The organism is Antrihabitans spumae (genome assembly GCF_043944905.1).
Taxonomy (GTDB): domain Bacteria; phylum Actinomycetota; class Actinomycetes; order Mycobacteriales; family Mycobacteriaceae; genus Antrihabitans; species Antrihabitans spumae.
In genome coordinates this window covers 56,656-78,530 of record NZ_JBIMSN010000025.1, presented here as the reverse complement: position 1 = coordinate 78,530, position 21,875 = coordinate 56,656, and the positions used below count along the sequence as shown (strand labels likewise).

At 65.6% G+C, this 21,875-nt stretch carries 24 protein-coding genes and 4 pseudogenes; 16 read left to right on the top strand and 12 right to left on the bottom strand.

Going from position 1 to position 21,875, the window contains the following annotated elements; all coding sequences use genetic code 11:
* Positions 1 to 415 precede the first annotated feature (415 nt).
* Both ACHIRB_RS06080 and ACHIRB_RS06075 read left to right on the top strand, forming a co-directional pair.
* Positions 416 to 1,543, top strand: a complete 1,128-nt coding sequence (locus tag ACHIRB_RS06080; RefSeq protein WP_395124857.1) for a site-specific integrase — start codon at positions 416 to 418, stop codon at positions 1,541 to 1,543.
* Positions 1,540 to 2,577 (top strand): hypothetical protein, encoded by a 1,038-nt coding sequence (locus ACHIRB_RS06075; RefSeq protein ID WP_068575068.1) that lies wholly within the window; start codon positions 1,540 to 1,542, stop codon positions 2,575 to 2,577. The genes ACHIRB_RS06080 and ACHIRB_RS06075 overlap by 4 nt, the downstream gene beginning before the upstream one ends.
* Positions 2,578 to 2,647: 70 nt before the next feature.
* Here ACHIRB_RS06075 and ACHIRB_RS06070 read toward each other — a convergent pair whose 3' ends face one another.
* The 4 genes and pseudogenes from ACHIRB_RS06070 to ACHIRB_RS06055 all read right to left on the bottom strand — a co-directional run bounded on the left by ACHIRB_RS06070 (position 2,648) and on the right by ACHIRB_RS06055 (position 6,193).
* Positions 2,648 to 3,250, bottom strand: coding sequence for a cadmium resistance transporter (locus ACHIRB_RS06070; protein WP_068575069.1), 603 nt, complete (start codon positions 3,248 to 3,250; stop codon positions 2,648 to 2,650).
* Between the two features lie 134 nt (positions 3,251 to 3,384).
* Positions 3,385 to 3,864: pseudogene (gene lspA, locus ACHIRB_RS06065) on the bottom strand (signal peptidase II); the annotation flags it as partial.
* Positions 3,861 to 5,816 (bottom strand): heavy metal translocating P-type ATPase, encoded by a 1,956-nt coding sequence (locus ACHIRB_RS06060; RefSeq protein ID WP_395124819.1) that lies wholly within the window; start codon positions 5,814 to 5,816, stop codon positions 3,861 to 3,863. The gene ACHIRB_RS06060 and the pseudogene lspA, both read right to left, overlap by 4 nt.
* Positions 5,813 to 6,193, bottom strand: coding sequence for an ArsR/SmtB family transcription factor (locus tag ACHIRB_RS06055; RefSeq protein ID WP_395124820.1), 381 nt, complete (start codon positions 6,191 to 6,193; stop codon positions 5,813 to 5,815). The genes ACHIRB_RS06060 and ACHIRB_RS06055 overlap by 4 nt, the downstream gene beginning before the upstream one ends.
* 352 nt (positions 6,194 to 6,545) lie before the next feature.
* Here ACHIRB_RS06055 and ACHIRB_RS06050 point away from each other — a divergent pair, with 352 nt between their 5' ends.
* The 6 genes from ACHIRB_RS06050 (at position 6,546) to ACHIRB_RS06025 (ending at position 11,345) form a co-directional block, all read left to right on the top strand.
* Positions 6,546 to 7,205, top strand: a complete 660-nt coding sequence (locus tag ACHIRB_RS06050; RefSeq protein WP_068575073.1) for a DsbA family protein — start codon at positions 6,546 to 6,548, stop codon at positions 7,203 to 7,205.
* A complete protein-coding gene (locus tag ACHIRB_RS06045; RefSeq protein WP_395124821.1) occupies positions 7,180 to 7,827 on the top strand; it encodes a vitamin K epoxide reductase family protein in 648 nt (215 codons plus the stop codon). Before ACHIRB_RS06050 ends, ACHIRB_RS06045 begins: the two co-directional genes overlap by 26 nt.
* Before the next feature lie 55 nt (positions 7,828 to 7,882).
* Positions 7,883 to 8,512 (top strand): TlpA family protein disulfide reductase, encoded by a 630-nt coding sequence (locus tag ACHIRB_RS06040; RefSeq protein ID WP_068575075.1) that lies wholly within the window; start codon positions 7,883 to 7,885, stop codon positions 8,510 to 8,512.
* Positions 8,509 to 9,138, top strand: a complete 630-nt coding sequence (locus ACHIRB_RS06035) for a TlpA disulfide reductase family protein (protein WP_082778227.1) — start codon at positions 8,509 to 8,511, stop codon at positions 9,136 to 9,138. Before ACHIRB_RS06040 ends, ACHIRB_RS06035 begins: the two co-directional genes overlap by 4 nt.
* On the top strand, positions 9,135 to 10,004 hold the full coding sequence (locus tag ACHIRB_RS06030; RefSeq protein ID WP_068575076.1) for a cytochrome c biogenesis CcdA family protein: 870 nt from the start codon (positions 9,135 to 9,137) through the stop codon (positions 10,002 to 10,004). Before ACHIRB_RS06035 ends, ACHIRB_RS06030 begins: the two co-directional genes overlap by 4 nt.
* 99 nt (positions 10,005 to 10,103) lie before the next feature.
* A complete protein-coding gene (locus ACHIRB_RS06025) occupies positions 10,104 to 11,345 on the top strand; it encodes an Nramp family divalent metal transporter (protein WP_068575339.1) in 1,242 nt (413 codons plus the stop codon).
* Here ACHIRB_RS06025 and ACHIRB_RS06020 read toward each other — a convergent pair.
* Both ACHIRB_RS06020 and ACHIRB_RS06015 read right to left on the bottom strand, forming a co-directional pair.
* A pseudogene (locus ACHIRB_RS06020) lies at positions 11,327 to 11,680 on the bottom strand (DUF5313 family protein); the annotation flags it as partial. The gene ACHIRB_RS06025 and the pseudogene ACHIRB_RS06020 overlap by 19 nt on opposite strands.
* 50 nt (positions 11,681 to 11,730) lie before the next feature.
* Positions 11,731 to 11,976 (bottom strand): YgaP family membrane protein, encoded by a 246-nt coding sequence (locus ACHIRB_RS06015; RefSeq protein WP_068575077.1) that lies wholly within the window; start codon positions 11,974 to 11,976, stop codon positions 11,731 to 11,733.
* Positions 11,977 to 12,111: 135 nt separating this feature from the next.
* On the opposite strand from ACHIRB_RS06015, the gene ACHIRB_RS06010 reads away from it, so the two are divergent.
* Complete coding sequence (locus ACHIRB_RS06010) at positions 12,112 to 12,321, top strand: hypothetical protein (RefSeq protein ID WP_395124822.1); 210 nt, start codon at positions 12,112 to 12,114, stop codon at positions 12,319 to 12,321.
* On the opposite strand, the pseudogene ACHIRB_RS06005 reads toward ACHIRB_RS06010, so the two are convergent.
* Positions 12,288 to 12,407: pseudogene (locus ACHIRB_RS06005) on the bottom strand (MMPL family transporter); the annotation flags it as partial. The gene ACHIRB_RS06010 and the pseudogene ACHIRB_RS06005 overlap by 34 nt on opposite strands.
* Before the next feature lie 3 nt (positions 12,408 to 12,410).
* Here ACHIRB_RS06005 and ACHIRB_RS06000 point away from each other — a divergent pair.
* Together ACHIRB_RS06000 and ACHIRB_RS05995 are read left to right on the top strand one after the other, a co-directional pair.
* Positions 12,411 to 13,826, top strand: a pseudogene (locus tag ACHIRB_RS06000) (MMPL family transporter); the annotation flags it as partial.
* Positions 13,827 to 13,947: 121 nt separating this feature from the next.
* Positions 13,948 to 14,211 (top strand): metal-sensitive transcriptional regulator, encoded by a 264-nt coding sequence (locus tag ACHIRB_RS05995; protein ID WP_006898188.1) that lies wholly within the window; start codon positions 13,948 to 13,950, stop codon positions 14,209 to 14,211.
* 54 nt (positions 14,212 to 14,265) lie between these two features.
* Here ACHIRB_RS05995 and ACHIRB_RS05990 read toward each other — a convergent pair whose 3' ends face one another.
* The 3 genes from ACHIRB_RS05990 to ACHIRB_RS05980 are packed head-to-tail and all read right to left on the bottom strand — an operon-like array spanning position 14,266 to position 16,004.
* Positions 14,266 to 14,643, bottom strand: a complete 378-nt coding sequence (locus tag ACHIRB_RS05990; protein ID WP_395124823.1) for an Rv2732c family membrane protein — start codon at positions 14,641 to 14,643, stop codon at positions 14,266 to 14,268.
* Positions 14,644 to 14,646: 3 nt separating this feature from the next.
* The gene (locus ACHIRB_RS05985; RefSeq protein ID WP_395124824.1) at positions 14,647 to 14,802 is read right to left on the bottom strand and encodes a hypothetical protein; all 156 of its coding nucleotides are present in this window, start codon (positions 14,800 to 14,802) and stop codon (positions 14,647 to 14,649) included.
* Positions 14,799 to 16,004, bottom strand: a complete 1,206-nt coding sequence (locus tag ACHIRB_RS05980; protein WP_395124825.1) for an NAD(P)/FAD-dependent oxidoreductase — start codon at positions 16,002 to 16,004, stop codon at positions 14,799 to 14,801. The genes ACHIRB_RS05985 and ACHIRB_RS05980 overlap by 4 nt, the downstream gene beginning before the upstream one ends.
* A gap of 581 nt (positions 16,005 to 16,585) precedes the next feature.
* Here ACHIRB_RS05980 and ACHIRB_RS05975 point away from each other — a divergent pair.
* From ACHIRB_RS05975 to ACHIRB_RS05955, 5 genes are all read left to right on the top strand, one after another.
* Complete coding sequence (locus tag ACHIRB_RS05975; protein ID WP_395124826.1) at positions 16,586 to 17,980, top strand: rhodanese-like domain-containing protein; 1,395 nt, start codon at positions 16,586 to 16,588, stop codon at positions 17,978 to 17,980.
* A 462-nt stretch (positions 17,981 to 18,442) separates the two neighbouring features.
* Entirely contained in the window at positions 18,443 to 19,231 is a 789-nt protein-coding gene (locus tag ACHIRB_RS05970; protein WP_068575081.1) for a GntR family transcriptional regulator, read from the top strand.
* Between the two features lie 28 nt (positions 19,232 to 19,259).
* Positions 19,260 to 19,598, top strand: a complete 339-nt coding sequence (locus tag ACHIRB_RS05965; RefSeq protein WP_082778229.1) for a rhodanese-like domain-containing protein — start codon at positions 19,260 to 19,262, stop codon at positions 19,596 to 19,598.
* Position 19,599: 1 nt separating this feature from the next.
* Positions 19,600 to 20,442 carry a sulfite exporter TauE/SafE family protein gene (locus tag ACHIRB_RS05960; RefSeq protein WP_068575082.1) on the top strand — a complete coding sequence of 281 codons (843 nt, stop codon included), beginning with the start codon at positions 19,600 to 19,602 and terminating at the stop codon, positions 20,440 to 20,442.
* A gap of 141 nt (positions 20,443 to 20,583) precedes the next feature.
* Positions 20,584 to 20,805 (top strand): hypothetical protein, encoded by a 222-nt coding sequence (locus ACHIRB_RS05955; RefSeq protein ID WP_395124863.1) that lies wholly within the window; start codon positions 20,584 to 20,586, stop codon positions 20,803 to 20,805.
* Between the two features lie 170 nt (positions 20,806 to 20,975).
* On the opposite strand, the gene ACHIRB_RS05950 is transcribed toward ACHIRB_RS05955, so the two are convergent.
* A complete protein-coding gene (locus ACHIRB_RS05950) occupies positions 20,976 to 21,302 on the bottom strand; it encodes a zf-HC2 domain-containing protein (RefSeq protein WP_395124827.1) in 327 nt (108 codons plus the stop codon).
* 120 nt (positions 21,303 to 21,422) lie between these two features.
* Positions 21,423 to 21,863 (bottom strand): RNA polymerase sigma factor, encoded by a 441-nt coding sequence (locus tag ACHIRB_RS05945; RefSeq protein ID WP_395124828.1) that lies wholly within the window; start codon positions 21,861 to 21,863, stop codon positions 21,423 to 21,425.
* Between the last annotated feature and the right edge of the window lie 12 nt (positions 21,864 to 21,875).

Sequence of the window (21,875 nt, the reverse complement as noted above, 5' to 3'; positions counted from 1 at the left end):
TGTGGGTTTGAGTGCTTTGCGGCGGTTTTGTCAGTTTCAGAAGACGGCGGCACTTTTTGCTGGCGATTTGTGGGTGAGTGCAGTGGTCTTCTGACATTCTGATCGCGGCCGAGGACATCGAGCGGCTGGTACCGGCCGGGTCTCGAAGCGATCGCCCAATTCGCCACCCAACCGGCTCAGGGCAAGGCCTGAACGTCGCGGCATGGCTCCGGCCCCAGAGAATCTGGCCAGGAGCCGAATTGTCAGTAGTGACGCGTCCCTACTGACATCTCCACAGGGGTTCCCCGAAGGATTCCGAGCTCCCGCGCACGCGCGCGGAACCGGTCCTTGACCAGTGGTTTACTGACATTTCGTGACGAGCTCTACTGACACGAGTGACGAATCCCCAGGTCACCCACTGACATCCAGATGACGAATCTCAGTCCCGGTCCGTGGTGCGGCGGTATTTCCGGACCTGACGACCGACGTCGCCGCGCGTATCGAACGGTCGATGGCGTCGGCGCGGTCAGCGGGGACCCGCCGCGCCTACTCCTCGGCGTGGCGACGCTTCGAGAGCTGGTGCGCACGCGCCGGCCACCGTTCACTGCCGGCGCACCCCGCCACCGTCGCGGCGTACCTCGTCGACGCCGCCGACATGATCACCGCGGACGGAACGCGCGTGTACGCGCCCGCGACGCTGGGGAAGTGGGTCGCCGCGATCGCCGATCGGCACCGAAGCGCCGGATGCGATAGCCCGTGCGGCCACGAGATGGTGCGGGCCACCCTCGCCGGGATCCGACGTGACTACGCCGCGGCGGGGGATCGACCCCGGAACCCGCGCGCACCGCTGGTGACCGCGGACATCACCGTCATCGTCGATCACGCCCGCCGCAGCGCGGACGGGTGGGCCTCGGAGGTGTTGGAGCGACGCGACTCCGCGCTGCTGTTGATGGGCTACGCCGGGGCGTTCCGGCGCAGCGAACTCGTCGCCCTCGAATGCCGCGATGTTCGGCGTGACCGCCTCGACGGCACCCATGTGCGGATCAGGCGCTCGAAGACCGACCAGGAGGGGTCGGGGGTGGTGAAGGCGTTGCCGTTCACCGACCACCACCGCACGTGCCCGGTGTGCGCGTGGCTCCGGTGGCTGCAGGTCGTTGCCGTGTTCGATGCGGGTGGACGGGTGGCTCTCATTCGATTGCTCACCCGCGCAACCGGATTCGACGAGCACATGTGCCGAGGTCCGTTGCCCACCCCGAATGGTCGAGCGCCGCTGTTCCGGTCCATCCGCAAGAACGGCAACCTCTCGGCGACGGCGCTGTCCGGCGCCGCGGTCCACGCTGCGATCCGGCGGCGCGCCGCCGACGCCGGCTACGACGAACACGCGGTCGCCCAATTGGGTGGGCACTCGCTGCGCGCGGGATTCGTCACCCAGGCGTTCCGCAACGGGGCCGATGCCCACGCCATTATGCGCCAGACCGGTCACGCCACCCCCGGCATGGTCGAGATTTACGCCCGGGAGAACGCACCCCTGATCGGCAACGCCGTGACCAGGCTGGGCTTGTGAGCGCCGAGGGCGGAACAGCGGAAGACGCGCCCGACAGGGCGGGTCGCGACCTGTCCGGATCGCCGACGTGGGCGTTGTTCCGCGACTGGTGTGCCGCCACCGAGCATTCGGCCCTGCCGGCCGATCCGGCCACGCTCACCGAGTTCCTCGACGCCCACCCGTCCACGTTGTCCACGCAACGCCGCCGAGTCGCCGACATCGACAGCGTCCACCGACGCAGCGGGTTGGCCGAACCCGGGCACACGGTGACGACGCGGCTCGCGGTGAACGAGCGACGCCGCGACCGCACAGCGCATGTCCGTGGGGCGGCAACGTCGATCATCGAGACCATTCCGACTCACGGGTGGCCCCACGGGATGTTCGGACGCCGAGACGCGATGATATTGACTCTTCTCGCGTCCGGGATGACGCCCACCGAGATGACAGCCTTGCGGCGCGGCGATATTGGCGTGGAGAACTCGGACCTCGTCGTCTCCGGCGACCACCGCATTGCGGCACACCTCTTCGGCGATCGACCCGGACACGACCCGGTCGCGATCCATCGGCGGTGGGCGCAGGTCCAGTCGCTCCTCGACGCAGCTGCGACCACGCGCATGGTGGCCGCCGCCCTCGCCCCGAACCGCACGCCTGCCTCGTCGAGCAGCAGCAACTCGAACGACGCAGTCCCGGCGGCGCACGCGAACGACCCGCTCCTGGTGCGCATCGACCGCTGGGGCCACACCCCCTGGGCGCCGGACTCGCTGACCCGCAGGTCGGCGTCCGCGCTGACGCGAGCGCACCTGACAGGACAGTCGCCCACTCACCCCGGACGCATCACCGAACCGGGCGCTGACCGCGACACCACGGTCGTCCCTTCGGCGTGGGACGACGTTGTTCTCGACCACGGCTACTACGTCCGGGGAACCGCGGCCCGCCGGGACGCCCACCAGCGACTGTCGGACATGGGTGCTCGACTCGACGAGGTCGAGGACCGCATCGATGATCTGCTGCGCCGGCTCGTCGACATCGACGTGGCCGCGCCGCACCCCCGCTAGGCGTACCCGGACGTGAGCCGGGTTCGGTTCCGCAGTGAGCCGCTGGAGTTGCCGGGCGAACAGACGTCGGTCATGACGAGGCGACGATGAGCCGGCCGAGGACACCGGATTCGAGCAGGATGATCGCACCCAGGACGATGAACACCACGGGTACGAGCCAGTGCTCGACCCGTTCGAGAGTGTCGACGACCTTTCTTCGAGTGCCCAACAGTCTGCCTGCGTAGCACCAGATTCCGACGCAGATCAGGAACACGGCGATGGTGACCGCGGTCTGTGGCGCACCGAGCGTGCGGAAGACCGGGGTATAGACGGCGATGTTGTCGGCTCCGTTGGCGATGGTGATGGCGGCGACACCGACCATTCCTGTTGCCACCACCGGGGGCTCGTCCTCGTCGCCGCTGCGCAGGCCGCGGATCAGGCCCCAGACACCCAACGACAGGGGCAGCAACCCCAGTAACCCGACCCAGTCCTCCGGGACGATCACCAATCCCAGAGCAGCGACGACACTGATCGCGACGAGGGTGATCAGGCCGAGGTACTGGCCGGTGACAATCTGCCATCCCCGCGGCCGCCCCTGGCTGGCGGAGGCGACGAACAGCACGGTCAACACGACGATGTCGTCGATGTTGGTGCCGGCGAACATCGCGACCGCCGCGGCGATGGTGGTGATCACTCCCGCACCGAGCGGCCACGGCGGTGCGGCCGAACGTCGTGTCCGGAGGGCTGGACCGCGGTAGAGGTGGATTGGCTGCGAGGCCGCGAGGCGGTCATCCGGATTTTTTCCTGCGCGTGTGCGGTACGAGTGTGGGTCGCTTCCTCCCAGAGCATGGAGCCGATGACCAGTACGACACCACAGGTGAGGTAGGTGTCGGCGAGATTGAAGGTGGGCCACCAGCCGGTGTGGAAGTAGTCCGTGACGCGACCGTCGACAGTGCGGTCGATGACGTTGGCGGCGGCGCCGGCGACAATCGCCGACAGTCCCACAGTCCCCGCCAGTGAGCCGGTGGGGACAGTGCGCCATGCGTACACGGCAATGGCGGCGGTGATGGTGGCGGTCACCGCGATGAGCACCCACGGCGGCAGCCCGTTCCCGACGCTGAAGGCGACACCACTGTTGTAGGCCAACTTCAGTTGCAGCACGCCTAGCTCGACGATGCGGCCGTCTGAGAGTGCGCGGCGGGCGACGGGGTCGCCCGCAAGTGCGACGCCGATGAGTACGACGGCGACGATCGACAGGGTCCGCCGGGACCGTGGCGCCGAGATGCCCAGGGCTGCGTCGGCGCTCATATGCGGGCCTCGGCTGCCGTCGGGGCCGATGCGGGTGCCGGTCCGGTGGACAGGGGGTGGGCGCGGCCTGCCCGGACTCCGTTGGCGATGACCACGATCTCGGCAAGTTCGTGCACCAGGACCACTGCTGCCAGTCCCAGAATCCCGAACAGGGCGAGCGGCATCAGCACGGTGATGATCGCCAGAGACAGCCCGACGTTCTGCAGCATGATGCGCCGAGATCGGCGGGCGTGGGCCAAGGCGTGTGGCAGATGACGGAGGTCCTCGCCCATCAGGGCGACGTCGGCGGTCTCGATGGCCACGTCGGTTCCCATGGCGCCCATGGCGATACCGAGGTCGGCGGTGGCCAGTGCGGGGGCGTCGTTGACACCGTCGCCGACCATCGCGGTCGACCGTCGGACCTTCAGGTCGCCGATGATGGCTGCCTTGTCCTCCGGTCGCAGGTCCGCATGGACCTCGTCGATGCCGACATCGGCGGCCAACGCTCGGGCGGTGCGTTCGTTGTCCCCGGTCAGCATCGCGACGTGGTATCCGTCACGGCGGAGACCGGCGACGACCTCTGCGGCTTCGGGTCGCAGTTCGTCGCGGACCGCGATCGCGCCGAGGGTTCGGCCGTCCTGCTCGATGAGCACAGCGGTGGCTCCTGCGTGCTGCATCCGTGTTACCTCCGCCGCCAGAGGGCCGGGCTCGATCCAGCCCGGCCGTCCAAGCCGGATGTCGGAACCGCGCAGGCGGCCGGTGAGGCCGGCGCCGGTGATGGACTCGACGTCCTCGGCAGGGGTGTGGTCGTCGACGGCGGCGAGGATCGCGGCGGCCAGGGGGTGCTCGCTGCGCACCTCGAGCGCTGCGGCCACCGCGAGGACCTGTTCGCGGGTCGCGCCGTTCACGGTGGCAACGTCGGTGACGACCGGCTTGTTGCGGGTCAGGGTGCCGGTCTTGTCCAGCGCGATGCCTCGGACCCGGCCCAGAGCTTCGAGCGCTGCGCCGCCTTTGACCAGTACTCCGAGTTTGCTGGCGGCACCGATCGCAGCGACGACGGTGACCGGGACGGCGATGGCCAAAGCGCACGGTGAGGCGGCGACGAGGACGACCAGTGCGCGTTCGATCCATATCCGTGGGTCGCCGAGCAGGCTGCCCACAGCGGCGATGAGGGCAGCGGCGACCATGATCGCGGGCACCAGGGGTTTGGCGATCGTGTCGGCCAGTCGCTGCGCCTCGCCCTTGCGGGACTGCTCGGCCTCGACGATCCGGACGATCTTGGCGAGCGAGTTGTCCTCGGCGCTCGCGGAGACCTCGACTTCGAGTACGCCGGTCCCGTTGATGGACCCGGCGAACACTCCGTCGCCGGGCCCTGCCTCGACGGGCACCGATTCGCCGGTGATCGCCGAGGTGTCGAGCGCGGTGGTGCCGGTGCAGATGGTGCCGTCGGTGGCGATGCGCTCGCCGGGCTTGACGATCATGATCTCGCCGAGCATCAACTCGGTCGGCGACACCACCTGTTCTCGACCATCTCGTCGGACTGTGGCGGTGTCGGGTACCAGGGACAGCAGCGCCCGCAGACCGCGCCGGGTGCGGGCGACCGCGTACTCCTCGAGGCCCTCGCTGATCGCGAACAAGAACGCGAGCATCGCGGCCTCGCCGACCTCACCAAGGATCACGGCACCGACCGCCGCGATGGTCATCAGGGTGCCGACGCCGATCTTGCCGCGGGCGAGACGCTGAAGGGTCGACGGGACGAAGGTGTAGCCGGCGACGATCAACGCGACCGACTCGAGCACCACGGCCACAGACTCGGGACCGTCGATCCAACCGACGATCAGCCCTGCCGCCAGCAATACACCGGCCAGTGCGGCGGCCCGGATCTCGGTGATCTGCCACAACCTGTCGGGTTCCTGCTCGTCGTCGTCGCCCGGGCGGGGCTCGTCGTGGCCGCAGCCGCATGCGTCGCTCATCCGGTCACCGCCGCGTCGGCGGAATCGGTACCGTAAACCGGGCAGAGTGCCACCGCGTTCCCCGTGACGGCGAGGAGGGTCTCGGCCGAAGCGAGCAGGTCCAACAGTTCCGGCCGGACGAGGGAGTAGAACACCTGCCGGCCCTGGGGGCGACCGACGACCAATCCGCAGTCCCGTAGGCACGCCATGTGCGCCGATACCGTCGACTGGGCCAGCCCCAGCTCGCTCACCAGGTCTGCTACACGTGATTCCCCGCCGGCGAGACGGCGCACGATAGCCAACCGTGTCGCATCGGAAAGGCTGTGGAACAACGCCACTGCCGCATCGAGAGCCGACGTGGTACCGCCGAGCAGGCACCCATCCCTATTGACTGTCATGCACCGATGATAGCACTTTGTGGCATTATGATCGTTTGTGGACGATTTGGCCGACAGGGGCGGGATGAAGGTGACACGTCCTGCGGCGAACGGGCCCGATGCCCAACTACTATGGGTCGTAGTATTTCTACTTCAGGCTCACGCCTACGCTTCACGCATCGTCCGGTGAAATGGGTGTGCCGGTCCGTCAAGGTCTCGATTGTTCTGTTCGCTGCTCTCGCGGTAGCCCTCGTGTCGTTCGTTTTCTGGATCTCGAACAATTCCGGGGCATCGGCGGCGACCGAGGAAGACGCTGGGGACCCGGCGGTGGAACAACTGCGCGAGACCCGGAACGAATCGAGAAGGTACCTGCATGAGCCGAGCGTTGAAGATTTCCTTGTCCCTGGTGGTCGTGTTCGCCGCCGCGTTGGTCGTATTTCTGGTGGTGGACCGATCGGGCACGCCAGATGCTGCCGCCGCGGAGCAGGCCGCCGCCGACCCTGCCTCGATCGCGGTGCGTGAGAACAGTCATCGGTTGAACTCGGTGCCCGACGGCCGGGTCACGTTCGTGGAGTTCCTCGACTTCGAGTGCGAGGCCTGCCGGTCTGCCTACCCGGCGATCGAACAATTGCGTGAAGAGTACGGCGACCGGGTGAGCTTCGTGGCCCGCTACTTTCCCATCGCCTCGCACTTCAATGCCGAACGCGCCGCACGCGCCGTCGAAGCCGCAGCTCAGCAGGGCGGCTTCGAGGACATGTATCAGCGCATGTACGAGACGCAGGCGCAGTGGGGCGAACAGCAGGTTCCGCAGGACGAGTTGTTCCGGAGCTTCGCCGTCGAGCAAGGGCTCGACATGAGCGCCTTCGATGCCGCCTACACCGACCCTGCGACGCTCGAACGCATCGACGCCGACGTCGCCGACGGGATCGCGCTCGGCGTCCAGGGCACCCCGACGTTCTTCCTCAACGGCACCAAGATCGAACCCACCACCTACGGAGACCTCACCGATGCCCTCGACGCTGCACTCGGCTGACCGCGCAGCCGCTCTCACCCGACGCAGCGGACCGTTCGCCCGAAGCCTGCCCTGGCTGCTGCTGGTAGGAGGCGTGATCGGACTTGCCGCCGCGTTCGTACTCACGGTAGAGAAGTTCGCCCTTGCGCTCGATCCCGCCTACGCCCCGACCTGCAGTATCAATCCAGTACTCAACTGCGGATCGGTGATGGACACCCCGCAGGCGTCTGCGTTCGGATTTCCCAATTCCCTTCTCGGGATCGCGGGCTTCGCCGTCGTGGCGGCAGTGGGTGCCGCCCTGCTCGCCGGAGCCGTGTTCGCGCAGTGGTTCTGGAGTGCACTGCAGGTCGGTGTCACTGCTGCCGCGGGCTTCGTGCACTGGCTGATCGTGCAGAGCCTCTACGACATCGGCGCGCTGTGCCCGTACTGCATGGCGGTGTGGGCGGTCACCGTCCCGATATTCTGGTATGTCACGCTGCGCAACCTCGACCGCGCCAGGTCGAAAACCGCTCTTCGGCAAGGGTTTCGGCTATGGCTTGATTCGGTGATTCGCAATCACTCGATTCCGCTGACCGTGTGGTTTCTCGTCCTCATCGCCCTGATCGCACAGCGTTTCTGGTCGTACTGGTCCACGCTCCTATGAACCGCGACGTACCGGTCGCCCCTCTGCCGATCTCTCGAGAAAGAAGGTCACGGCGATGACGCGCGGCTGGTCGATCGTCATGCTTGTCGTTGTCGTTGCATCGATCGTCGCACTGTGGCCCCGCACCGGTGGCGTCGAAGGCGGCCCGTCCGAGGCCATCGCCAACAATGTCGCGCCGGTCGGACCCGAACCCACACTGTCCCGCCCGCCGGATGACGCGGCACGAGCAACAGCACTACCGCTGTGTCCGCAGCCGGTACCAGACGAAGGCGGGCCGCTGGCAAGAGTGATGGCGCGCTGCATCGGCAGTGCCGACGATGTCGATCTCGCCGACGTTCTCGGCAGCGAGGTGACGCTGATCAACCTGTGGGCATCCTGGTGCGGCCCGTGCCGCACCGAGATGCCCGTAGTCGATGCCTACGCCGCAGAACCCGACGCGATCCCAGTCATCGGAATCAACGTCGAGGACCGACCCTCGGACGCGGCCGCGCTGGTCACGCAACTGGGCCTGAGCTATCCGAACTACATCGACGGCGGTCGCGTCCAGGACGCGCTCTCGGCACCGCCGGTCCTTCCCCTGAGCTTTCTCGTCCGCCCGGACGGAACGATCGAGCGCGTCACCGACCCCGCGGTGTTCGAGACGACAGACCAGATCCGCATTGCAATAAAGGATTTCACCTCATGACACGTTTCCTACCCGTGTGGGTCGGTACTCGACGACAAGGCGGCACGCCCACCGCGGCAATCGGATCGATTCTTGCCGTCCTACTGATCTCCGGATGCTCCGCTGGTGCCGACGCTGCACCGTCCGGCGGGAGCTTCGACTTCGTCGCGCCCGGTGGCCGAACCGACATCGTCTACGACCCTCCCGAAACACGCGGAACCATAGGCGAGCTCGCCGGCCCCGATCTGATGGAGGAGGGCAAGACGACCGCTCTGGCGGACTACGACGGAAAGGTCGTCGTGATCAATCTCTGGGGTCAATGGTGTGGCCCCTGCCGCGGCGAAGCCGACGACCTCGAAGAGGCCTACGAGGCCACCCGCGAGCGCGGTGTGCAGTTCCTCGGTATCAATGTCCGAGATCCGCAGAAGGACAAAGCGCAGGACTTCATGGTCGACAACAACGTCACTTACCCTTCGATCTACGACCCCTCGATGCGGACGCTGATCGCCCTCGGCGGGAACTATCCGACCAGCGTCATTCCCTCGACGCTGGTACTCGATCGCCAGCACCGGGTGGCCGCGGTCTTCATGCGAGCCCTGCTCACCGAAGACCTCCTTCCCGTCGTCGAACGGGTAGCCGCGGAATGACGACTCTTCTCGCCCAAGACATCGGGTCGACGTTCCAGAACGCGGCATCGAGCGGGCCCCTACTGCTGGCGATCGCGGCATGCATGCTCGCCGGGTTGGTCTCGTTCGCCTCCCCGTGCGTGGTGCCGTTGGTGCCGGGATACCTGTCCTACCTGGCAGGCATCGCCGGCGCCGACGCCCAATCAGCCCGCGGCACCCAATCGGCCTGCGAGGCTCAGTCAGCCGATGCCCGGGCACCCAGCACCGCGACCGCCGGCACGTCGTCGACGGGGCTCGTGAATCGCTGGCGTGTGGCCGGTGCAGCGTCGTTGTTCGTCGCCGGGTTCACCATCGTCTTCGTCCTCGCCACAGCCTCGGTCTTCGGAGTCATCGGCACCTTGCGCATCAACGAGCAAGTACTCCAACGCGTCGGCGGGGTCATCACGATCATCATGGGTGCGGCGTTCATCGGGTTGATACCCGCACTGCAACGCGACACCCGATTCGCACCCCGGCAGATCTCGTCCCTCGCTGGAGCGCCGCTGCTCGGTGGGGTGTTCGCGCTCGGCTGGACGCCGTGCCTGGGTCCGACCCTTGCCGGCGTGCTGTCCGTGGCGGCAGGCACCGAAGGTGCAACCGCAGCCCGCGGGGTCACTCTCATCGTCGCGTACTGCCTGGGACTCGGCCTACCGTTCGTCGTTCTTGCGTTCGGTTCGAGTTCGGCGATGCGCGGTGTGGGGTGGCTTCGGAGGAACTCTCAGAGGATCAAGGTGGCGGGCGGTGTCATCATGATCGCCGTCGGCGTGGCGCTGCTGACCGGGGTGTGGGGGTTGTTCATCGCCTGGATCCGCAACGAATTCGTCAGTGCAGTGGTCCTGCCCATCTGATCGAGATGTCGCCGAACCGCCACGCCGCATTGCATTGTTCGGGTGTCCGAACTATATTTTCAGGGTTCTGACATATTGTTGGTGCCGGAGGGTGTGGTCATGTCTGTGCTGCACCGCCGATCGTCTCGGCCGCCCTCGAGGTTTCGGTCTGGCCTCGTTCTGCTCGGACCCGCTTTCGTCGCCGCGATCGCCTACGTCGACCCCGGCAATGTCGCCTCCAACGTCAGCGCCGGCGCGCAGTTCGGGTACCTGCTGGTCTGGGTGATCGTCGCCGCGAACGTGATGGCCGGTCTCGTGCAGTTCCTCTCCGCCAAACTCGGCATCGTCACCGGAATGACACTGCCCGAAGTGGTCCGCGAGAAGTCGAGCAAGAGGGTGCGACTGGCATATTGGGGGCAAGCAGAAGTGGTCGCCATGGCGACCGACCTCGCAGAGATCGTCGGCGGTGCGATCGCCCTCTACTTGCTCTTCGACCTGCCGCTCCTGATCGGCGGCCTCATCACCGGAGCCGTATCGATGATCTTGCTGATGGTTCAGGATCGACGCGGACAGCGCCCGTTCGAGTTCGTGATTCTCGGGCTACTCGGTGTCATCGCCATCGGATTTCTTGCCAGCGTCGTCGTGGAACCGCCATCGTTCACCGAGGCCGCCGCCGGGTTGATTCCGCGGTTCGACGGCGCGGAAAGCGTGTTAATAGCCGCCGCGATGCTCGGTGCGACGATCATGCCGCACGCGGTCTATCTGCACTCCGGCCTTGCACGTGACCGGCACGGACACCCCGAGGCAGGGCCTGTCCGGCAGCGGTTGTTGCGGATCACCCGGATCGATGTCGGGTTGGTGATGCTGCTGGCCGGTGCAGTGAACATGTCGATGCTGCTGTTGGCGGCCTCGACGCTGGGGGGCCGCGAGGGCGTCGATTCCATCGAAGGAGCCCATACAGCAGTAGGAGACACTCTGGGGCCGGTGGTAGCGCTGCTGTTCGCGGTGGGCCTGCTGGCCTCGGGCCTTGCATCGACATCGGTCGGGGCATACGCCGGCGCGATGATCATGGACGGCCTACTACGTAAGCGCATTCCGATTCTGGTGCGACGACTGGTGACACTTGTTCCCGCACTGGCAATTCTGGCCGCGGGGGTCGACCCCAGTCGGGCACTGGTCGTCTCACAGGTCGTGCTGTCGTTCGGTATTCCGTTCGCGTTGATTCCCTTGGTGCGGTTCACCTCGGACCGCATCCTGATGGGCAGTGATGTCAATCACCGGATCACGGCATACGCGGCATGGCTCATCGCGGGAATCGTCGTCGCACTCCATGTCGCGTTGATCTATCTGACCGTCGCCTGACTGCGCGCGGGTGGACGTGTCCAGCATGCGCTTATTTCAGGACGATGACCACGCGTAGCGCGTCGACGGACGTCCGGGTCATCGAGTTTCTGCTCGTGTCGCACGAGGCGTCGTTGCCGATTCTCTTCCATGTAGGAGGCGGTGAAGAACAGCGAGAGCAGGACCGCTAGGAGCACCATGGCGCCACGCAACCACAGTTCACCCGGAAAGAACATGAACACGGCGTAGATGGGAAGAAACGGAACCTGGCCGCGGATCAGGTGCCGAGCCACGGCGTGATCGCCCGTAATGTCGTTGGCCACCCAGTCCGTCATGGTCGAGGGCAGAGTGCGGCCGAAGGCGTAGCCGACTCACTGCCACGGCGCAGGGCGGGTCCTGTTGCGGTTCACCGGGTCGGGGTCACTGCGCTCTGACGCATCCCCAGCCGCTTCATCAACACGCTGGCCGGGCACCATCCGACTGCGGAATACAGCAGCAGATTCCCGCCGACGAATGCTGTCAGGACATGCCAGCGGCGGTCGTGAAGGGAACCGGCGGCGAGGCTGGCAAGGACCATGGTGCCCGCCAGCGCGGGGACTGCGCGTTCGATACTCGGTCCGCCGGGGCCGGTGAGGGTGTCGGTGCATGACATGCGGTAGATCCTCGCTTCTCTGCGTGTGGTGCGGTCGTCCGTACATACCCTAGGGGGTAGATGCGATGATACCAGCATACCCCTGGGGGTACTGTGTTACGGTTCCTCCATCTTCCCGACCAGTAAGGACATGATGTGAGTTCCACGGACGTTCGAACCGACGAGAGTTCAGCCGACAGCTCGCCGCCAGCGATCACCGGCGGGCCGTTGGCGCGCTTCGGTGCGCGCATGGCAGGCAACTTCAAGTGGGTGGTCACCGCGTGGCTCGTGGTCATCATCGGATTGGGAGCGTTCGCCCCGTCGGTGTTCGGATCCCTCGCCGGGACGACGAGGAAGAGCGCGTAGTCGATACCGAGCGCCAGGGCGAACATCATCGCAAAGTTCATGGCCCACACCGAGATGGGTGTGATTTCGTTGAGCAGAACCAGACCTTACTCGTCGCGGCAGGTCTGCCCTTGCTGTTGACGTTGGCCGGTCTGGTCGCATCCGCGGGACGATTCCGGGATGCGCTCCGCAAGACCATCGACGCCGGACGGATCGACTCACGGCGTGCGGTGGCCGAAACGATGGACACGGCAGGCAAAGCGGTCCTGCTGTCCGGACTGACCGTGCTGATCAGCCTGTCCGCTGTACTTCTGGTACCTGCACCTGCGGTGCGCACGATGGCCGTGGGCATCATGCTGGCGGTGGTGTTCGTTCTCGCTGCCACCCTCACACTGCTTCCCGCAGTGCTGGGCAAGCTCGGGCCCAAGGTCAATGCAGGCTCCCTCCCGTACGCGAAGCGGCAGGTGCACCGCTCGCCGAAATTCGCGTCCTGGGGTCAGTTGCTGCACAAGCATCCGTGGCCGTTCGCCATCGGCTCGCTGTTGATTCTGGTGGCGCTGTCGATTCCGGCACTGGGCCTGAAGGTTGCCATGCCGTCCATTTCGGTTGTGCCCGAGGACGCTCCGGTCCGGCAGGGCTACGAATTGGTGCAGGCACAGATGGGTGAAGGTGCACCAGGCATGCTGCAGATCATCGCCCCCACGGCGGAGGCGGAGCAGACCGCACAGATTGCGGCAGGCGTGGACGGTGTGTCGATGGTGACGCCGCCCATGCCCGCCATGGACGGATCCGATTACGTCATGCTGCAGGCCATCCCGAACGTGGACCCGTCGGACCCCGCACTCGAGACCACACTCGACGCCTTGCGCGCCGAGCTGCCCGAGGGAGCGATCGTCGGCGGTGCACCCGCGGAGAACCTGGACCTACAGACCGCGTTGAACGAGTACCTGCCGATCGTGGTGTCGGTGATCCTCGTGCTCGGATTTCTGCTGCTGCTGATCGCGCTGCAGGCACCGCTGATCGCCCTGCTGGGGACCGTGGTCAGCCTGCTGTCCACCGGCGCAGCATTCGGTGTGGCGAAGCTGATCTTCCAAGACGGTCACGGGGCGTCGTTGCTCGGATTCACCCCGCAGGGATTCCTCAACGGTTGGGGCCCGGTGTTCTTCTTCGCGATGATCTTCGCAATCGCTATGGACTACACGGTGTTTCTGCTGTCGAGCGTCAAGGAACACTACGAGAACACCGGTGATCCGCACGGTTCTCAGGTCGACGGAATGGCGCATTCGGGACGAGTGATCTTCGCGGCGGCAGCGGTGATGATCGCGGTGTTCTTCTCGTTCGCGCTCGCCGAACCACTGCCACCCAAGGAGATGGGCATCATCCTCGGCGTCGCCGTACTGCTGGACGCCGTACTCATTCGACTGATCCTGCTGCCGGTGCTCCTGCGCCTGACCGGCCACGCCGCATGGTGGTCACCCACGTGGCTACGAGCAGTACTACCCAAGATCGGCTTCTCGCACAGCTGAGACGCTCACACAGTCGAGATGCTCACCATAGTGGTGGCCGATACCGTCCGGCGTCGGCCACCACGACCACCGTTACCCCTAGGGGTAACCTGGAGTTTCATCGAACGAAGGACTGAACGACATGACCGGTGACACCGAAAGCATCGCGTTGGTACTGAATCGTCTGCGGCGTGCGCAGGGTCAGCTCGCAGGAGTGATCTCGATGATCGAGAGCGGCCGTGACTGCAAGGACGTCGTCACCCAGCTGGCCGCGGTGTCGAAGGCTCTCGACCGGGCAGGCTTCAAGATCGTCGCCACCGGACTTCGTGAGTGCATCACCGGGGCGGAAACAGGGGAGAAGATGAGCGAAGCGGAGCTCGAGAAGCTCTTTCTCGCCCTCGCCTGACAACGGCCCGATCACCCCGTGTCGATGCACGGGGGTGATCGGATCCGCGAAGTGTCAGCTCCTGCGCGCTGGACCGGGCTGCTCGGGTGGGCGGGTGAACACCACACGAGCCCAGAGAACGGTGGACAGCAGGGCTGCCACCGCGCCCAGATACAGGCCGATCGATGGACCCGCCACCGTCCCGGTCGGTGCCAGTGACTGCCGAGCCCAGATCGCGAGCACACCGAACACCGTGGTGACACCGTTGCCCGCCAAAGCCAGAGCAGCCCACCGAAAACGCCGAACCAGACGCGCGATCGAGGCCGCTACGACGGTGAACGTGAGAGTGAATGCGGTGAACAGTGTCGCCAACACGCCCGCTGATTCCGCGTCGGCGTGTGCGGTGCGCAGAAGAACGTCGTACCCGTGTGCGCCGCCGGTGTGCGGAAGCACCACTCAGAGCACGGCCGCCGACACCAGAACGAGCAGATACGGGGTGAGCCGGGTGATCACCACCTCCGGTATCACGCGTCGTTCGATGGCCTCGAACACCGACCGGTAGTGGCTCAGGTCGCCTTCGCGGTCGTAACTGTGCGGGGGTCGACCGTTCACGCTCGGCCGGTGAGAATGGCTTTCCAGTACAACGCCGGCAGTCCGCGTCTCTTGAGGAACCACATGTCGCGGCGTTCGTGTGTGGTGTCGATCAGCGGTATCGAGGGCGCCGGCTGCATCGTGTAATCGAACTCGGCCAGAAGCATCGTCTTGCGAGAGGTGGTCAAGGGGCAGGAGGCGTACCCGCCGTACTGTGCGGTCAGTGGGCGGCCGGCGATGCTCGCCTGCAGGTTCTCGGCGACCACGGGTGCTTGCTTGCGGATGGCGGCACCGGTCTTGGAATTCGGTGACGATCCGGCGTCACCGAGGGCGAAGATGTTGTCGAATCTGTTGTGACGCAGTGTGTTCTTGTCGATCTGGACGTATCCGGCGGGATTGTCGGGGTCCGCTATGGGGCTGGCCTTGAGCCAGTCCGGTGCGGATTGGCGCGGTACGACGTGGAGCAGGTCGTAGGGTAGCTCGTCGGTGGTACCTGCACTGTTGTCGGTGATCGTCACCGATCGACCGTCCGGGTCGACGGCGGTGACTTCGCTGTTCTTGCGCACCTCGATGCCGTAGCGCGCCACGACTCGTTCGAGCTCCTCGGCGAACACCGGTACCCCGAACATTCCGGGTGTGGGCAGGACGAGGACAACTCGGATGGCATCGAGCACGCCCTGCTCTCGCCAGTAGTCGGCGGCGAGGTAGGCGATCTTCTGCGGTGCGCCGGCGCATTTGATGGGCCCGGACGGCATCGTGAACACTGCAGTGCCCGACCGCATCTTCTGAATCATCTGCCACGTCTTGGGTGCGAGATCGTAGCGATAGTTGCTCGAGACCGGCGGGGTGTCGATCGATTCGGCCATGCCGGGCACCGAATCCCAGTCGAGCTGGATGCCGGGACACACCACCAGGTGGTCGTAATGGATCGTAGTTCCCGAGGAGGTGCTGACCGTCTGGGCATCGGGGTCGACCCCCTCGGCTCGATCCTTGATCCAGCCGACGCCCTGGGGCATCACCGACGCCTCGGTGCGCGCACTCTCTGCGGCCGGGGCGCAGCCTCCACCGACGAGCGTCCACAAAGGTTGGTAATAGTGGGTCTCTGCCGGCTCGATGATGCCGATGTCGGTCATTCCTGCTCGCCGCAGACGTGCTGCGAGCGAAATACCGGCGTTGCCTCCGCCGATGATCGCGACTTTGTGGTCGATGGTGTGCGCGGACATGTGGTCCTCCTGTTCGAGACACGAGCTCGGTGAGCGCTGTCTCGATTTCGGTTGGTGCCGGGTGGTTCAGCTCGACGTCGGTGTGGGCGCGAGCCGTGTGGTCACGACATTGGTGGTCATTGAGGCCAGGTGCACTGCATCCAAAGCAGTCGTGCTGGAAGGTCATTCCGGCGTTCGAGCAGGTGGTGCAAGTGCACGTGCCGAGGTGTACGACGCCCTCTCCTTGATTGATCGTACGGATGTACGTACATTATGGATGAGGCTAGTCGCCAATTCCGACAAACGCCACACTCGGGACGAATGAAATTTCCTGGTCCGCCCCGAGTCGGCGAGTGCCGGACGGCTGAGGAGGACGTGATGGTCGGCAACCACTGCGGTGTCGCTGTGAGTCGTTGCGCCTCGCTGGATCAGTCGGTTGCGATGCCCCTGGTCGCCCGGTGGAATGCCGCCCACTCCACCTCCACCCCGCAGGAATCGGAACCGTGCACCTCGCCGCACAGAACCTCCTGGAAATACCCCACGGGGTACCATGAATTCTTGACGCCCCTACGAACGCCGCCACGATCGACAAGGAGATTTCGATGCTTCTCGAACGCATCTACGACGAAGACCTCGCCCAAGCCGGATATTTCATCGGCTGCCAGGCCAAGGGAGAGGCAGTGGTGGTCGACGCCCGCCGCGACATCGGTGTGTATCTGGACCTGGCCGATCGACATGGCATGACCATCACCGCCGTGACCGAGACCCACATCCATGCCGACTATTTGTCCGGCACTCGCGAGCTGGCCAAGGCCACCGGGGCGGTCACCTACGTCTCAGGAGAGGGTGGCGACGACTGGCAGTACGGCTTCGAGGCCGAACGCCTCCACGATGGCGACACGCTGGCTCTGGGCAACATCACCGTGCAAGCCGTTCACACGCCCGGTCATACCCCGGAGCATCTCTCGTTCCTGGTGACCGACGGTGCCTTCGCCGATGCTCCGGGATACATGTTGACGGGCGACTTCGTCTTTGCCGGTGATCTCGGCCGCCCGGACCTGCTCGACGAAGCTGCCGACGGTGTCGACACCCGTTTCGAGGGTGCCAAACAGATCTTCCGCAGTCTGAAGCGGTCGTTCGTCACGCAGCCGGATCATATCCAGGTCTTTCCGGGTCACGGTTCGGGCAGTGCCTGCGGAAAAGCTCTCGGTGCGTTGCCGTCGACCAGCGTCGGCTACGAACGTCGTTTCGCTTGGTGGGCCGGGTATGTCGAGCGCGACGACGAGCAGGGCTTCGTCGATGAGATGCTCGACGGCCAACCGGATGCACACGCATACTTCGGCCGGATGAAGCGTCAGAACAAGCAGGGCCCGGTCGTTCTCGGGCCACTCTCTCCCTTGCGCGAGTACGACTCCACCGAATTGGCACGCGCCCTCGACTCCGACGAGGTCGTCCTCCTCGACACCCGCGGCCAAGATGAGGTGCACGCCGGCGCTGTCCCCGGAGCGCTCAACATCCCCGGCATCGGCAAAGCAGCCTCGTTCGGTGCCTGGGTCTACGACCCCGAGCGAGAGGACACTCCACTGGTGGTGCTCGCCGAGGACCGCGCCGTCGCCGACGAGCTACGTGATCACCTGCTGCGGGTCGGTATCGATACGGTGACCGGGTACGTCACAAGTCTACGAGGACTCCCCATGATGACACCCGAGACGATCGGTGCGGACGAGCTGGATTCGTTCGACCCAGCAATGGTGCTGGACGTGCGTAACAAAACCGAACACGCCGACGGCCACATACCTGGCTCCGAACAGCTCAGCGGTGGCCGATTGCTGTGGAACCTCGACGGACTGCCCACGGGCGGTCCGATCGTGACCTATTGCCAGAGCGGCGTCCGTAACGCGGTCGCAGCCAGCGCCCTGCGCCGCGCCGGCTACCGAGTTGTCGAACTCGAGGGCAGCTACGCCGCCTGGGCCGCGCGCAACCTCGAAACAGTCTGATCGAACCCGCCCGAATCGGAGGCGGTCGTACAGTCCGCCCCGGTTCGGTCCGGTGCTCGCCCTGTCGGCTCGCCGCGCCACCGACGGTAGAGCAGACCTCGGGAGACACTCCTGATCCGGCACCGACTCGCCTGATCCGGGACCGACTGGGAAGCGACGTGATGACGCTCGCTACGCGGACGGATTCACCAAGTTCGGTGAGATCTTCACCAGGCGCTCGTTCTCCGCGACGACTTTCTCGATGCGAGCGTTGTCTCGTTGCGTGTCGGCGACGCCGACGGATGGTTTCTCGGGGACGGGGAGCTGCGGTCCCAGAGATCCTCGGTCGACATAGCTTCGACGCGTAGAGAGTATCACTCACGTCCGTACGGATGTACGTACATTTGTTGTACAGTGACCCCGAGGGCCAGCAGCCGGCGGCTCGAATTCGGATTCCGACACAGATCGACAGGAGAGCCTCTGATGGTTGAACCCGATCGCAGCGCCGCGCTCGACCGCTCCAGTGCGATGCCGCTGTGGGCGCAACTGCATGCCGATCTGGTCCGCCGAATCGGTGACGACGAATTCGCCGGCTCCGAGTTCCCGGGCGAGCATGCGTTGACGACGAGCTACGGGGTGAGCCGTCACACCACCCGCGAGGCCCTGCGGCACCTGCGGAACGAAGGAATCTTGATTGCAGAGCGTGGCCGGCCTTCTCGGTTGGCGGCTCCGCCGGTGATCGAGCAACCACTCGGTGCGCTCTACAGTCTCTTTGCTGCCGTGGAAGCCACGGGTGTTGCCCAGCACAGCGTGGTGCGTGCACTCGAACTGCGGACCGACCCCGCGGTGGCCGCTACCTTGCAAATCGGTCCCAAGGCTCCGCTGCTCTACCTGGAGCGCATCCGTATGGCAGGGACCATGCCGTTGGCGCTCGACCATGCCTGGTTGCCGGGGGATCTGGCACGCGACCTCCTGGATGCGGACTTCACTCACACGGCTCTCTACATCGAGCTCGAGAAACGCTGCGGCATCCGCCTGACCGGTGGCCGCGAGGACGTCACTGCCGTCGTCCCGGATCCGGAGGATGCGGCAGCACTCGAACTCGACTCGAAGACCGCCGCGCTGTCGATCCGCCGCTTGGGTTGCATGAATTCCCGGCCGGTGGAGTTGCGGCACACAGTGATTCGAGGAGATCGGTTCACCGTCTCGGCCACGTTTTCACCGAGCGACGGCTATCGCTTCGTGCCGGCCACGCCGCTGCACGCCCTGTAAGCACCCACTGATCCAAGGAGCGTTCTTCATGACTGAAGCACCACCGGAAGCCGATCCGGCCGCCGCACACGCACTGATCGCCGAATCGGGAGCCACCCTGATCGATGTCCGCGAGGACGACGAATGGGCAGCCGGACACGCCCCGGACGCCGTCCATGTACGCCTCGGCGATCTCGATCCTGCTGCCTACCCTCCTGAGCAGAAATTGGTCGTGGTGTGCCGCTCGGGCGCTCGGTCGAGCAAAGCTGTCGCGGCCCTCACCGATGCCGGTCGCACAGCGCACAATCTGTCGGGCGGAATGAAAGCGTGGCACGAAGACGGCCGCCCTGTGGTCCGTGATGACGGCACCCCCGGCGCAGTGATCTGACATGGTCGCCACCCTGGCGAGCGCAGTTGCCGCAGGGATTCTCATCGGTCTTTCCCTCGGCGCGCTCGGTGGTGGGGGATCGATACTGACTGTTCCTGCCCTGGTGTATCTCCTGGCGGTCGAACCGCAATCGGCAACGAGCGCCTCGCTGATCATCGTCGGAATCACCTCGATCATCGCGGCCATCAGCCATGCGCGAGCACGGCACGTTCGGTGGCGGGCAGCGGCAGTGTTCGGAATTCTGGGCTCGGGCGCCGCCTTCGGTGGATCGATCCTCAACCGATCGGTCGACCCGCAGATCTTGCTGCTCGCGTTCGCGGCACTGATGATCGTCGCCGCCGGTGCGATGCTGCGCCGCACCCGGCGCGGACACGATGTCGACCTACCGACACCGAACCCGGCCGAGACCGCGGGAACACGCCCGGGTGCCGTCGCGGTCGCCACCAAGCCCACGAAAGTGAAGATCACCACTTCCCAGGTAGTCAAGCTGGTCGCCTCCGCGCTCGTCGTCGGCTTCCTCACCGGGTTTCTGGGAGTGGGCGGCGGATTCCTCATCGTCCCCGCCCTGGTTCTGGCACTGGGTTACTCGATGCCCGTCGCGGTCGGAACGTCACTGGTGATCATCTCCATCACCAGCGCGGGAGCCTTCACCGAACGCCTCGGCACGGGTGCCACCATCCCGTGGGAGATCGTCGTACCGTTCACCCTCGCGGCAATTGCAGGCTCGTTCGCAGGAAAAGTCATCAGCGACAGAGTCTCTGCCACCACACTCACCCGTAGCTTCGCAGCCCTGTTGCTCGTCGTGGCCGTCTACGTCACCGTCCAGGCCTCCATGGCCCTGTAATACATCGTTGCCACTCCAGGGTCGGAGACGTCGATCACGACCTCCCACCGCTGCCCGCCGGACGGCTGGCTGTGCCGGTGATCGACGTGAGTGTGCCTGCGCGACATCGATTTTCCCGCGACGAAGCCCAGCTTGCTGGCGATGGCAAGTGTGGTCGTGCTGTTGCACCTGATCGGGTGGGGGCTGTTCGTTCACTACGATGCGGACCTGCGCATGCGCGGTCTGACCGGTCGACGCCGCGACGGGCGAGACCGCGACACCGAGATCGCGAAGAACTACGACTCGTGTCGCAGCCCTTGCAGGACCAGGGCTGCGGACCGCGATCTACTTCTTGGAGAACATGCGGGAGAGCAATCCCGGTGACTTCGGATCGGAGTCGTGCCCCTTGCAGCGATTGGACGCCGGAACGCCCCGCATCACCTGATCGACGTGTTGACCACATCCCGCCCACGTCGTTTTTCCGCACTTCTTGCACGTGACAGCCCTGCACATGAGTCTCTCCCTCGGTCGACGAATTACTCCCCCAATATACCCTATGGGGTATCCGATTCCGGGTGTCGGGGATGACCGGTCATCGCGGCGGGCGGGGGTCCGCCCAAGTGGGCGACGTCGTACACGAACTGTTCGGGTACCGCGCTGGTCCACGGCCGCAGGCCGAGTGCGGTCTTGATAGCGATCAGGGCCTGTGCGATGGGTGGGCAGCGGCGACACTGCCGCAGGTGCGTATCGATGCGGGCCGACGCGTCGACATCGAGACGCCCGTCCAGGTAGTCCGATGCCGCTGCGAGTGTGCTCCGGCACGCCTGGGAGTCGTTTCGCGGGTGTGCGGGACCGTCGTCGAGGGCGCGTAGCAGCTTCACCCGTGCACGGTGGATGCGCTTGTACACCGCTGCGGTGGTGAGCGCGCCGACCGCACCGATCTGTGTCGCCGTCCAGCCCTCGCCGTCGTGGTAATGCCAGGACCATTCGATCCTCGACGGTCAACGTCGCCAGCGCCGCTCGCACCGTGGATCGATCGCTGAGCGCCTGCGCCACCGTCTCGGGGTGCTCGAGGTCGCTGATCGGTACATCGATGTCGCCCGTGCCCGATGGTTCTGTGCGCTGAGTCTCCGCGCGTGCGGCCACATCGCGGGCAGGTTGATCGTGATCCGGTAGAGCCACGTCGTGAGCGCCGATTCGGATCGAAACGTTCTCCGGTTGCGCCACGCGCGTTCGAGGACGTCCTGCACCAGATCGTCGGTATCGGCCGGTGATCGTGTCATCGCGGCTGCGAAGCGACGAAGAGTCGTGCCCTGGTCGATCAGATCGCGCGCGAAGCGCTCGTCGTATGCCGCGCTGTCGAGGTCGGGGCTGGGGTTGGGGTTGGGCTGTTCGCGCGAGGAGCCGTGGATTGGTCCACTTCGGCGTGCTCGCCCGTCCAACAGTGAAAGTCC

Coding starts and splice junctions, on each gene's coding strand:
- ACHIRB_RS06040 (WP_068575075.1), top strand. CDS start 7,883: ATGACGCGCGGCTGGTCGATCGTCATGCTTGTCGTTGTCGTTGCATCG.
- ACHIRB_RS06055 (WP_395124820.1), bottom strand. CDS start 6,193: ATGACAGTCAATAGGGATGGGTGCCTGCTCGGCGGTACCACGTCGGCT.
- ACHIRB_RS05960 (WP_068575082.1), top strand. CDS start 19,600: ATGGTCGCCACCCTGGCGAGCGCAGTTGCCGCAGGGATTCTCATCGGT.
- ACHIRB_RS05965 (WP_082778229.1), top strand. CDS start 19,260: ATGACTGAAGCACCACCGGAAGCCGATCCGGCCGCCGCACACGCACTG.
- ACHIRB_RS06035 (WP_082778227.1), top strand. CDS start 8,509: ATGACACGTTTCCTACCCGTGTGGGTCGGTACTCGACGACAAGGCGGC.
- ACHIRB_RS05980 (WP_395124825.1), bottom strand. CDS start 16,004: ATGTCCGCGCACACCATCGACCACAAAGTCGCGATCATCGGCGGAGGC.
- ACHIRB_RS06015 (WP_068575077.1), bottom strand. CDS start 11,976: ATGTCATGCACCGACACCCTCACCGGCCCCGGCGGACCGAGTATCGAA.
- ACHIRB_RS06045 (WP_395124821.1), top strand. CDS start 7,180: ATGCCCTCGACGCTGCACTCGGCTGACCGCGCAGCCGCTCTCACCCGA.
- ACHIRB_RS05975 (WP_395124826.1), top strand. CDS start 16,586: ATGCTTCTCGAACGCATCTACGACGAAGACCTCGCCCAAGCCGGATAT.
- ACHIRB_RS06060 (WP_395124819.1), bottom strand. CDS start 5,816: ATGAGCGACGCATGCGGCTGCGGCCACGACGAGCCCCGCCCGGGCGAC.
- ACHIRB_RS06025 (WP_068575339.1), top strand. CDS start 10,104: ATGTCTGTGCTGCACCGCCGATCGTCTCGGCCGCCCTCGAGGTTTCGG.
- ACHIRB_RS05970 (WP_068575081.1), top strand. CDS start 18,443: ATGGTTGAACCCGATCGCAGCGCCGCGCTCGACCGCTCCAGTGCGATG.
- ACHIRB_RS05955 (WP_395124863.1), top strand. CDS start 20,584: ATGGCAAGTGTGGTCGTGCTGTTGCACCTGATCGGGTGGGGGCTGTTC.
- ACHIRB_RS05995 (WP_006898188.1), top strand. CDS start 13,948: ATGACCGGTGACACCGAAAGCATCGCGTTGGTACTGAATCGTCTGCGG.
- ACHIRB_RS06030 (WP_068575076.1), top strand. CDS start 9,135: ATGACGACTCTTCTCGCCCAAGACATCGGGTCGACGTTCCAGAACGCG.
- ACHIRB_RS06050 (WP_068575073.1), top strand. CDS start 6,546: ATGAGCCGAGCGTTGAAGATTTCCTTGTCCCTGGTGGTCGTGTTCGCC.